Source organism: Lichenihabitans sp. Uapishka_5, assembly GCF_033947565.1.
GTDB lineage: Bacteria > Pseudomonadota > Alphaproteobacteria > Rhizobiales > Beijerinckiaceae > Lichenihabitans.
This window is the reverse complement of sequence record NZ_JARPVX010000042.1, coordinates 22,706-32,800: the sequence shown is the minus strand read 5'-3', so window position 1 is coordinate 32,800 and position 10,095 is coordinate 22,706. Positions and strand designations below refer to the sequence as shown.

9 protein-coding genes are annotated in these 10,095 nt (G+C 69.0%); 7 read left to right on the top strand and 2 right to left on the bottom strand.

Translation table 11 applies throughout. The features are described from left to right. On the top strand, positions 1-497 hold a 497-nt coding region (locus tag P7D22_RS14540; protein ID WP_319934963.1), incomplete at its 5' end, for a nucleotide-binding domain containing protein. Positions 498-552: 55 nt separating this feature from the next. Next, positions 553-1,881 carry an MFS transporter gene (locus P7D22_RS14535; RefSeq protein WP_319934962.1) on the top strand — a complete coding sequence of 443 codons (1,329 nt, stop codon included), beginning with the start codon at positions 553-555 and terminating at the stop codon, positions 1,879-1,881. Between the two features lie 6 nt (positions 1,882-1,887). On the opposite strand, the gene apnL is transcribed toward P7D22_RS14535, so the two are convergent. Further along, positions 1,888-3,822 (bottom strand): D-apionate lactonase, encoded by a 1,935-nt coding sequence (gene apnL / locus P7D22_RS14530; RefSeq protein ID WP_319934961.1) that lies wholly within the window; start codon positions 3,820-3,822, stop codon positions 1,888-1,890. Positions 3,823-4,013: 191 nt separating this feature from the next. On the opposite strand from apnL, the gene P7D22_RS14525 reads away from it, so the two are divergent. From P7D22_RS14525 to P7D22_RS14505, 5 genes are read left to right on the top strand one after another with little or no spacing between them, the layout of a single operon-like run. Further along, on the top strand, positions 4,014-4,955 hold the full coding sequence (locus P7D22_RS14525; protein ID WP_319934960.1) for a D-ribose ABC transporter substrate-binding protein: 942 nt from the start codon (positions 4,014-4,016) through the stop codon (positions 4,953-4,955). A 28-nt stretch (positions 4,956-4,983) separates the two neighbouring features. After that, the gene (locus P7D22_RS14520) at positions 4,984-5,640 is read left to right on the top strand and encodes a DUF2291 family protein (RefSeq protein ID WP_319934959.1); all 657 of its coding nucleotides are present in this window, start codon (positions 4,984-4,986) and stop codon (positions 5,638-5,640) included. Further along, entirely contained in the window at positions 5,637-7,193 is a 1,557-nt protein-coding gene (locus tag P7D22_RS14515) for a sugar ABC transporter ATP-binding protein (RefSeq protein ID WP_319934958.1), read from the top strand. The genes P7D22_RS14520 and P7D22_RS14515 overlap by 4 nt, the downstream gene beginning before the upstream one ends. After that, positions 7,190-8,257, top strand: a complete 1,068-nt coding sequence (locus P7D22_RS14510; RefSeq protein ID WP_319934957.1) for an ABC transporter permease — start codon at positions 7,190-7,192, stop codon at positions 8,255-8,257. Before P7D22_RS14515 ends, P7D22_RS14510 begins: the two co-directional genes overlap by 4 nt. Then, complete coding sequence (locus P7D22_RS14505) at positions 8,254-9,285, top strand: Gfo/Idh/MocA family protein (protein ID WP_319934956.1); 1,032 nt, start codon at positions 8,254-8,256, stop codon at positions 9,283-9,285. Before P7D22_RS14510 ends, P7D22_RS14505 begins: the two co-directional genes overlap by 4 nt. On the opposite strand, the gene P7D22_RS14500 is transcribed toward P7D22_RS14505, so the two are convergent. Continuing rightward, positions 9,209-10,009, bottom strand: coding sequence for a transcriptional regulator NanR (locus tag P7D22_RS14500; RefSeq protein WP_319934967.1), 801 nt, complete (start codon positions 10,007-10,009; stop codon positions 9,209-9,211). The genes P7D22_RS14505 and P7D22_RS14500 overlap by 77 nt on opposite strands. Between the last annotated feature and the right edge of the window lie 86 nt (positions 10,010-10,095).

Below are 10,095 nucleotides of genomic sequence, written 5' to 3'. Positions count from 1 at the left end.
ACACGGAGGCTCAGATCCATGCCGCGCTGGCGGACGGCTTCGAGGGCGTGGCGCTCGACCCGCGCGACCTCATCGGCGACAACCGCGAGGCCGTCGTGGCTCGGGCGATCGCCGACGGCAGCGCCATCCTGGCCCGCGGCCGCAGCGTGCTGATCTATACCGCACTCGGCCCGGCGACCGACCTCGGCGCGGCCGTCGAGGGTCAGCGCCACGCCATCGGCCGCGGCCTCGGCCGCATCCTGGCGGCCCTGGTGACGCGCGAAACGCTGACCCGCGCCGTCGTGGCCGGAGGCGACACCTCGAGCCACGCCCTGCACGAACTCGAAACGCTCGCGCTCACGACCCGTATGCCGCTCAGCGCCTCGCCGGGCTCCCCGCTCTGCGTCGCCCACAGCGACAGCGCCGCCTTCCAGGGCCTGGAGATCGCCTTCAAGGGCGGCCAAGTCGGCGACGACCATTACCTGTCCCGGATCCGCGACGGCTTTCCGGCCACCTGACGCACCCACACGCGAGGCGGGGCCGAACCCCGCCCTCAACACCCAGGAGGATTCTATGACCGACACGGCATTCGGCGAAGCCGTCATCGGCAAGGTGCGCTGGCGCATCCTGCCGTTCCTGATCGTCTGCTTCTTTGTGGCCTTCCTGGACCGGGTGAACGTCGGCTTCGCGGCCCTGCAGATGAATGCCGACCTCGGCTTCACGCCCGAGGTCTATGGCTTCGGGGCCGGGCTGTTCTTTATCGGCTATTTCTTCTTCGAGATCCCGTCGAACCTGGCGCTGCATCGCTTCGGCGCCCGGCGCTGGATCGCCCGCATCCTGGTCACCTGGGGCCTGCTGGCGGTCGGCATGGCCTGGGTGGCGGGGCCGACCTCCTTCTACATTCTGCGGTTCCTGCTCGGCATCGCGGAGGCCGGCTTCTTTCCCGGCGTGCTGCTGTACATGACCTATTGGTTCCCGGCCGAGGCGCGGGCGCGCGTGATGGCGACCTTCTCGCTCGGCTCGGTGGTGTCGCTCGTCATCGGTGCCCCCTTGTCGGGCTGGATTCTTTCGGCCGCCAACGGCGGCGGCTTCCGCGGCTGGCAATGGCTGTTCGTGCTCGAAGGCGTGCCGGCGGTGGTGCTCGGCATCGTGGCCCTGGGGTTCATGACCGACCGGCCGGCCGATGCGGCCTGGCTGTCCAGCCCCGAAAAGCGCTGGCTCACCGACACGCTCGCGGCCGAAGCCGCGGCCAAATCGGCCGAAACCCATATGGGCGCGCTGCAGGCGCTGCGCGACCCGCGCACGCTGGTGCTGGCCGGCGCGGCCATGCTGAACATCGTGGCCATCTACGGCATCAGCCTGTGGCTGCCGCAGATCATCAAGGCGGCCGGCTCGCTCAGCAACATCGAAACGGGCCTCGTCACGTCCCTGCCGTTCTTGTGCACCGCCGTGGCGATGATGCTCAACGGCGCTCATTCGGACCGTACGGGGGAACGCCGCTGGCACGTCCTGCTGCCGGCCCTGGTGGGGGCCGGCGGCTTCGTGCTGGCGGCGCTGAGCCAATCGCCCGTGGTCGAGCTCGTCGGCATCTGCTTCGCCGCCATGGGCATCTGGTGTTCGAACACGGTGTTCTGGACCGTGCCGATGCGCATCTTCTCCGGCGTGTCGGCCGCCGCGAGCCTCGGGCTCGTCAATTCGGTCGGCAACCTCGGCGGCTTCATCGGTCCGTTTCTGACGGGCTGGATCCGTCAGGCCACCGGCAGCTTTCCGGCCGCGCTCCTGGTGCTGGGCGCCTCGCTGGCGCTCTTCGGCCTCGTGGTGTTCGGGTTTCTGACCGCTCAGGAGCGGCGCGATCCGGCGGTGCGGAGCGGCGCCCGTCGGGCGTCGATGCCCCAGGCGTAAGACGGCTCAGGTCTCGATCCGCGCGATCCCGTAGGGCTGCAGGACGAGGTCCTGTGCCTCTAGGGTGACGGCCGCAGGCGTCTCGCCGCGCGCCGCGATCGGCCAGCTGACGTGGTCGATGGCCATCAGCGCGGTGAACTTAGGGGGAACACGCATGCGTTGCGGCGCCTCCGTGATGTTGGCCACCCAGAGCGTGTCGCAACCGTTCCGGCGCGCCGCGACCCCCAGCACGCGGTCGGGGCGGGTGGAGCGGCAGCCGAGCCGCTCGGCCCCCGCCAGGGCCGCGAGCCCTTTGACGGCGTGGAACACCGGATGCACCGCGCGATCGTCGTGGCCCGGCCCCACGAGGCCGAAAGCCCCGGTCAGGGCACCGGGTGTCAACACGTCGAGCCCCGCTTCGGCGGTTTCGGCCGCATAGCCGATCGTCCAGGCGGCCGCGAACAGCCCGCGCTGGCGCGGGTCGTCGTGCGTCATGGGACGGCGAAGCCCGTCGGGATTATCGAAGGTGCGCGAGCCGTAAGGGTTCTGCCGCATGCCGATCGTCGCCGGGCCGATGCGATAGGGTTTTGCGCCCATGATGGTGCGCGCCGAGCGCACGATGAACGGCAGCGCTTCGAGGCTCTGCATGACGCTTTCATCATCGGCCGCATGGACGATCGGGCAGGTGCAATGGGTGACGAAGTCGAGCCCCTCCACCGGGGGTCGCTTGCGGTTGAGCTCGGTGAAATAGCTGACCATGCCGCCGCCGATCCGCAGGCCGGGAAAGGCCTCGCGCGCGGCCGCATAGACCGTCGCGAGCGGCGGGCATGCGGGCCAGGCGCTGCCGGGCGGGGTCGAGCGCCGGTCGGCCGCCGGGCTGACCGTGACGGCATCGAGCGACAGGCCGGATCGGCGCAACAGCGCCGCCGCCTCGCGCAGTTCCCCGGCCGACTCGCCCTCACCCGGCAGCACGCATTCCAGCACGGCCTCGGCGGTGGGCAGCAGGGCCCGGATCGCCGCGAAGCGGTCGAGCGCGGCCGCGCCGTGGCCGGCCGTCGGGTCGAAAGAAAACAACAGCACCTGGGGGCCGACCTCGCGCAGGCGGTCGGCCTGCCGGAGCACCGCCTCGGCCTCGTCGGGCGTCATCACGAGGCCGATGCGGGGCATGCGGCCCTGGACCGGCCCGAGATGAAGCGCGGTCACGGGGTCCGCCACGCTCGATGACGCCATGGCGGCATGTTCCGCGATATGTTCCGCGATCGTCAGTGTCACGGCCTGCCGCTGCACGACCCCGCCGGGCAGCCGGTAGGGCCAGGGCAGCGCCAAGGGGCGCACATAGGTCTTGAAGGACGCGTCGGACCAGTTGCGCTGGTCCTCCATCTCGAAGGTGTCGCCCTCCATCCGGCAGGTCGCTCGCAGGCCGGCCGAAACCTCGTGGCTGATGGCGCGCATGTTTTTGAAGGGCTGCCACGGCGCGATCGCGTCTGGAAAGCAGGTATCGACCAGGCTGCCGTCGACATGCTCGATGGAGACCGCCCGGCCCGCGACGTCCACGATCGGGTGCAGCACGCAGAAGCCGCACCGGTTGGTCTCGAAATCGCGGTCCGGCACGGCCTCGACCATGAAGGTGAGCGTGCCGTCCGGCCGGCCGCTGAGCGAAGCGCGCGTGCGCAGGATCGCGCCGCCCGCCCCGGCGCAGGTGGCCGCGAAATCCACCCGGAACCCCGCCGCGTCCTGGGCGATGACAACGTCGTGCAGCACGGGCGCGACCGTGCCCCAGTCGCGGTCCCGCACCACATAGGCGATGCCGCGCAGCACCTCACGGTCGCGCCAGCGGATCGCCCGGAGGGCGCCGTCCACCAGCTCCGCCGTCAGCGATCCGGCCCGCAGCGCCGTGACGGCCGGTCGTGGCTCGGTTGTGCCGAAACGCAGCAGGGCATCCGTGTCGTCCAAGGTCACCATCCCTCGATCCCGACCACCCGGACACCGTCGCGCCAGCTCGTATGATCGTTGACTGATCATACCAGATTGGCTAGGAGCATGCCAGCCGTGCAGGGCCCCGAGGCCCCTGTGGCGCGGTCCTTTTCGAGCATCCGCTCAGAACCGGCCACCTTCACAAGGCCGGACGCCAACGACGCATCCGGGAGACCTCCATGAAGCCTGTTCATTCCGCGATCCTGGCCGCCGGCGTGGCGCTTTCCAGCCTCCTGGCCGGCGGCGCCGCCGAGGCCAAGGACCTCATCGCCATTATCACGCCGTCGTTCGACAACCCGTTCTACAAGGCCGAGGCCGACGGCGCCAAGGCACGCGCCGAGGCGCTCGGCTACGACACGCTGGTGCTCAGCCACGACGACGACGACACCAAGCAGAACCAGCTGGTCGACAGCGTCGTGGCCCGTGGCGCCAAGGCCATCATCCTGGACAATGCCGGTTCGGATACGAGCGTCGCCCCGGTTCAGAACGCCAAGAAGGCCGGTGTGCCGTCGTTCCTGATCGACCGCGAGATCAACGCCAGCGGCGTTGCGGTGGCCCAGATCGTGTCCAACAACTACCAGGGCGCCCAGCTCGGCGCCGGGGAGTTCGTCAAGCAGATGGGCGAAAAGGGCAATTACGTCGAGCTCACCGGGCGTGACGCCGACACCAACGCCCATATCCGGTCCAAGGGCTATCACGACGTCATCGACGATTATCCCGACATGAAGATGCTGGCCTCCCAATCGGCCAACTGGAGCCAGCCCGAAGCCTTCACCAAGATGGAGGCGATGCTGCAAGCCCACCCCGACCTCAAGGGCGTCATCGCCGGCAACGACACGATGGCGATGGGCGCCCAGGCGGCGCTGACGGCCGCCAAGCGCCCCGACGTGATCGTGGTGGGCTTCGACGGCTCGAACGACGTGCGGGACCAGATCAAGGCCGGCACCATCAAGGCCACCGTGCTGCAGCCGGCGTTCCGGCAGGCCCAGATCGCGGTCGAGCAGGCCGACCAGTATCTGAAGACGAAATCCACGGGCCAGCCCGAAAAGCAGCTCATGGATTGCGTGCTGATCACGAAGACCAATGCCGACGCGCTCGAAACCTTCCAGCTGAAGCCTTGAGGGGTTCCGGCCTTTGCGCAGCGCCGACATGAACGCGACACCCGTCGTGTGCCTCGGGCTTGCGGCCGTGCTGTTGCTCGGCGGCTGCAAGATCGAGAAGACCGTGGTGTCCAATGCCGGGCAATCGGCCACCTCGGTCTTCATCAACGACAGTTCCTTCGACCCCGACGCCATGGTGGCGTCGGACTGGGACGCCAAGGTGCTGCCGGACCTGCGCGCGAAAGCCGGTGCCTATGATGCGGTGGCGACCGCCATCGCGGCCGACCCGGACGCGGCGGGCGCCCGCTTCGGTTATCGCGAAAAGCAGGGGGGCTCGCCCTGGATCTATGCCGCGACCGTGACCGGCACCGTGGTGGCGGCCAATACCGAATCGCGTGCCGCCACGATCGATGTGAAGACCGATGGCGGCCGCACCGTGCAGCTGCAGATCGGCCCGGTGGTGCGCGGCACCGCCATCCGCGACAGCCTCGCGTCGCGGCCCTTCGGCTCCTTCAAGAACCAGGTCGATTATGCACAATTCGGCAAGGCGTTGAACGCCAAGGCCAACGCCACGGCCTTGGCGAAGCTGCCGCGCGACAAGCTCCTCGGCGCCAGGGTGGAGGCGCTCGGCGTGTTTTCGGCCCCGGCCGGCGGTGCACCGCCGCTGGTGACGCCCGTCAGCATCACGGCGGAACCCAAGGCATGAGCGACGACGAGCACCCGATCGTCCTGACCTTGGACGACGTGTCGAAAGCCTATGCGGGCACGCTCGCGGTCAGGCATGCGACGTTCCACGTCCGCAAGGGCGCCGTCAACGTGCTGGTGGGCGAGAACGGCGCCGGCAAGTCGACGCTGATGAAGATGATCGCCGGCGTCGAACAGCCGACGCTCGGCCGCATCGTGCTGGATGGGACGCCGGTTCACCTGCCCACCACGGCCGACGCCGTGGCGCATGGCATCGGCATGGTGTTCCAGGAGCTCAACCTGTTCGGCAACCTGACGGTGGCCGAGAACATCTTCGCCACGCGCGAAATCGTGCGCGGCCTGCGGGGCATCGACCACAAGGAACAGGAGCGGCGGGCCAGCGCCTTGATGGCGCGGCTCGGCACCGGCATCGACCCGCGCACGCCCGTCGAGGATCTGCGCATCGGCGAGCAGCAGCTCGTCGAGATCGCCAAGGCGGTGGCCCAGGACGCCCGCATCCTCATCATGGACGAGCCGACCTCGGCGCTGAGCGCCACCGAAGTCGAGGTGTTGTTCCGCGTCATCGCCGACCTCAAGCGCGACGGCGTGGCGATCGTCTACATCAGCCATCGGCTGGAGGAACTGGTTCGCATCGGCGACTACATCACGGTGCTGCGCGACGGCCGCATCACCGGCCAAGAGCGAATGGCAAAGGTCGACACGCACTGGATCGTCCGCCAGATGATCGGGCGGGACGCCAAGGATTTCGCCAAGACCATCGGCCACCCGCTCGGGGATGTGGTTCTCGAGGCCGAGAACGTCACCCTGCCCCGCGTCACCGGCGACCTCGCGGTCGACCACGTCAGCCTCGACGTGCGGGCGGGCGAGATTCTGGGGCTCTACGGCCTGATGGGCGCCGGGCGAAGCGAGTTCCTGGATTGCGTGATGGGCCGCCAGCGCCTCGCATCGGGCCGCGTGTCGGTCTGCGGCCAGCGGGTCGACGGGCTCGACACCACGGCCCGCATCGCCAGCGGGCTCGCGCTGATCCCGGAAGACCGGCAGCGCGAAGGCCATGTCGGCATGATGTCGATCGCCGAGAACCTCACCATGGCGAGCCTGAAGCGTTTCGTGCGCGGCATCCACATCAGCCGTCCCGCCGAGCGTGCGGCCGTCGTGGGCGCCATCAAGGACCTCACCATCAAGGTCGTCGACCCCGGGCTGCCGGTCTCGTCGCTGTCGGGCGGCAACCAGCAGAAGGTGGTGATCGGCAAAGCGCTGCTGACCAACCCCAAGGTGCTGCTGATGGACGAGCCGAGCCGCGGCATCGACGTCGGGGCCAAGGCCGACGTGTTTCTCACCATGCGCCGGCTCGCGGCCGAAGGGCTCGGCATCGTGTTCGTCACCTCCGACCTCGAGGAGGTGATGGCGCTGTCCGACCGCATCGCCGTGATGAGCAACGGCCGCCTGACGGCGGTCTTCGACAGGGCGGACGCCACCGAGGCCAAGGTGGTGGCGGCCTCGGCGGCCGGGCACGGGCCGGCCGCAACTTCCGTTTCCGAAAGGGTTCCGGCATGACCGCCATCACGCATGCGTCCGGCAAAGGCCGGCCGCCCACCGGTGGCGCCGTGCTGCTGACCTTGATGAAGCTGCGCACCTTTATTGCGCTCTTCGCGGTGTTGATCGTTTTCGCGATCCTGGCGCCGAACTTCATGTCGACCGCCAACCTGATCCTGATGGCCAAACATGCGGCGCTCAACGCGTTCCTGGCCATCGGCATGACCTTTGTGATCATCACCGGCGGCATCGACCTGTCGGTCGGGTCCATCGTGGGCCTCAGCGCCATGGTGGCGGGCAGCCTGCTGATGAACGGCCTGGCGCTGCCGGGCGGCTATACGGTGTGGTTCAACGTGCCCGAAACCGTGGTGGTCACGCTGGCGGTCGGCATCGCCATCGGCGTGATCAACGGCCTGCTCATCACCCGGCTCAACGTGGCGCCCTTCATCGCCACGCTGGGCACCCTTTACGTGGCCCGCGGCGCGGCGCTGTTGATGTCGGAAGGACGTACCTTCCCGAACCTCGCCGGCACCGCGGCGCATGCCAACCAGGGTTTCGACATCCTGGGCGGCGGCCGCTTCCTCAACCTGCCGCTGTCGGTCTGGGCCCTCATCGCCCTGGCGCTCGCGGCCGGCTACCTGGGGCGCTCGACGCCGCTCGGCCGGCACATCTTCGCCGTCGGCGGCAACGAGCGCGCCTCGGGGCTGTCGGGCATCCGGGTCAACCGGGTAAAGATGTTCGTCTATATGTTCTCGGGCTTCTGCGCCGCCATCGTGGGGCTCATCATCGCCTCCGAGCTGATGGCGGCCCATCCGGCGACCGGCGAAACCTTCGAGCTCAACGCCATCGCGGCGGCGGTGCTGGGCGGCACGTCGATGTCGGGCGGTCGCGGCACGGTCGGCGGCACGGTGATCGGCGCCTTCGTGATCGGCATCCTGTCGGACGGCCTCGTGATGATGGGCGTCAGCTCCTTCTGGCAGACCGTCATCAAGGGCCTCGTCATCATCGCGGCCGTCGTGGTGGACCAGGCGCAGCGCAAGCTGCAGCAGCGCGTCACCCTGCTGCAGATCGCGAGGCAATCATGAGCGGCGATCTGCAAGGCGGCCTGATCGGCTGCGGGTTTTTCGCCCTCAACCAGCTGCACGGCTGGCGCGACGCCCGCGGGGCCGGCATCGTGGCACTCTGCGACCGCGATCCCGAGCGCCTGCGCCTCGTGGGCGACCAGTTCGGCATCGCGCGCCGCTACACGGATGCGGCCGCCATGCTGGCCGCGGAACGGCTCGACTTCGTCGATATCGCCACAACGGTGCCGAGCCATCGCGCGCTCGTCGAGCTGGCGGCCCGCCACCGCGTGCCGGTGATCTGCCAAAAACCATTCGCCGCCACGATGGACGATGCCCGTGCCATGGTGGCGGCCTGCGACGCCGCCGGCGTGGCCCTAATGGTGCACGAGAATTTTCGCTGGCAAAGCGCCATCCGGGCCGTCAAGGCGGTGATCGACACCGGCGAGATCGGCCCCGTCTTCTGGGGCCGGGTATCGTTCCGCTCGGCCTATGACGTGTTTTCGGGCCAGCCCTATCTGGCCGAGGGCGAGCGCTTCATCCTCGAGGACCTCGGCATCCATGCGCTCGACATCGCCCGGTCGTTGTTCGGCGATGCCACCTCGGTGGTGGCCCGCACGCGGCGGGTCAACCCGGCCATTCGGGGTGAGGACGTGGCCACCGTGCTGCTCGGCCATGCCGGGGACGTGACCAGCGTGGTGGATTGTTCTTATGCCACCGTGCAGGCGGTGGAGCCCTTCCCGGAAACGCTGATCGAGGTCGACGGAGCTTCGGGGTCGATTCGCCTCGGCCAGGGCTACCGCATGGTGGTGGCCACGCGGGCCGGATCGCGCGCCGTCGAAGTGTCGCCTCCCGTGCTGCCCTGGGCGTCACGGCCCTGGCACAACATCCAGGAAAGCGTCGCCCTCATCCAGCAGCATTGGGTGGATCGCCTCAGGGACGGGGCGGCGGCCGAAACCTCCGGGGCCGACAACCTCAAGACGCTGGCCCTGGTGGAGGCGGCGTATCGGAGCGCCGCGACGGGCGCGGTGATCGACCCCGCTTCGCTTTAGGCGGAACGTCGGCCACCACGGTGGGATGCGCATAAAGCGCCGCCGACCGCCTCAGATGGTAGGCCATGGCGGCATCGGCCCCGTCCGGGTCGCGGGCCTCAATGCGGCCGACGATCTCCTCGTGCTCGGCGAGCGTCAGGGTTTCCTTGCCGGTCCAGATCAGCAGGTCGGTGTGGAATCGCTTGAGCCAGCCCAGCATGGCCTCGCTGACGGCGGTGAAGATCGGGTTGCCGGACAGGCCCGCGATGACGACGTGGAACTCCATGTCGGCCGCGATGAAGCGCTCGGCATCGCCGAGCGAGGCCCGCTGCAGCGCGATCAACGCCTTCAGGCGCTCCAGGTCCGGCGCGGTCGCCTTTAAGGCGGCGTCGCGCACCATGCCGCGTTCGAAGAACAGCCGGGCTTCCTTGAGGTGCCCGAGCGAGTCGGGCGAGGTGGCCAGCATGATCTGCGCCGCGGCATCGACCTGCTGGGTCACGGCCCGCGCGGTCAGCGCCGTCACCCGGGCCCGCTCGCCGTGTGAGATCGTCAACAGCCCGAGATTGCTCAATGCCTGCATGGCTTCGCGGATCGCCGGGCGGCCGACGCCGAACCGCTCCATCAACTGCCGCTCCGAAGGCATCAGGTCGCCGGCCCGGACGTCGCCGCCGGTGATCATGCGCTTCAGCCGGTCGAAGACCTCGTCGGACAGCTTGCGTCGGGGGATGGGCTCGGAGGCAGGCAGCACGGGGGCGTGACTTGTGTTCGAGGTCGCTGGATCAGAGATGATACCAGCATCGGCCGCAAAGCCCTATGGCCCACCGCGGCCCA